The sequence below is a fragment of the Oleiphilus sp. HI0080 genome (assembly GCF_001635135.1).
Genome location: NZ_LWFU01000840.1, coordinates 1 through 898 on the forward strand (window position 1 = coordinate 1; position 898 = coordinate 898).

Below are 898 nucleotides of genomic sequence, written 5' to 3' on the forward strand. Positions count from 1 at the left end.
CGCATCTCCAGACACAGCGTCAAGCGCCGCAAGAGCAACGGCGGGTGCCGTATTTCGGCCGACGGGCTCAAGGATTATGCTTTTTGCTTCGCGGCCAGCTTGGCGTAATTGCTCTGCAACAATAAACCGATGCTCATCATTGCAAACAACAATCGGCTCAGCGACACACAGCTCAGTACATTCCTGTCGATCAAGCCGCGACAGCGTCTCTTGAAGCATCGAAGCTTCGCCAATAAGCGACAAAAACTGTTTAGGGAACAACTTCCGAGATAAAGGCCACAACCGAGTTCCACTTCCACCAGCCATAATCACGGGTACAATTTTCTGCATGCTATTTTTCTTCCTTTTATAAGCCTTAAAAAGACTTTTGATCCTGAGACACAAAATACGGAGACTATACGTAACTATAGCGAAAAACTTCAGGTTAGGAACTTAGTTCTTAAAGCAAAAAGGCTGGGACTCGCTGCCCTTTGATAACCGATAACAAAACGGACAAGAACAAAAACCAGAAAACACATAGCGACCGGCCTCATCGAGCTTGATTCAGACTCCATACCTGTCTACCGTACCCCTATGGCATCGATCAACACCCATTACATTATCAGCGCTCTCGGTGGCGCGCGTCGAAAAGGTCTGGATGCTAACCAGCTAATCCACTCAGCCGGAATTAATGCCAGTAAGCTTGCTCATCCCGACTCCCGATTCGATGTTCAGCAGGTTGCCTTGCTCTATGACGGAATTGCTCTGGCCTTGAATGATGAATTCATGGGCTTTACGGAGCGTCCGATCAAAGTAGGTACCTTTGAGCTAATGACCGAATGGGTCAGTACCGCGAGCACTTTACGAGAGCTGTACGAACGCGGAATCCGCTTTTACAACCAGATTACTGATGAACTGC

The 898-nt window shown here is 48.2% G+C and carries 2 protein-coding genes; one reads left to right on the plus strand and one right to left on the minus strand.

All coding sequences use genetic code 11. The features are described from left to right. Positions 1-330 (minus strand): sugar phosphate nucleotidyltransferase (locus tag A3751_RS17100; RefSeq protein WP_255376097.1); only part of this gene is annotated, 330 nt, incomplete at its 3' end. A 243-nt stretch (positions 331-573) separates the two neighbouring features. Between A3751_RS17100 and A3751_RS17105 the strand changes: the two genes are divergently transcribed. Further along, the coding region (locus tag A3751_RS17105) for an AraC family transcriptional regulator ligand-binding domain-containing protein (RefSeq protein ID WP_197466445.1) at positions 574-898 on the plus strand (325 nt) is incomplete at its 3' end.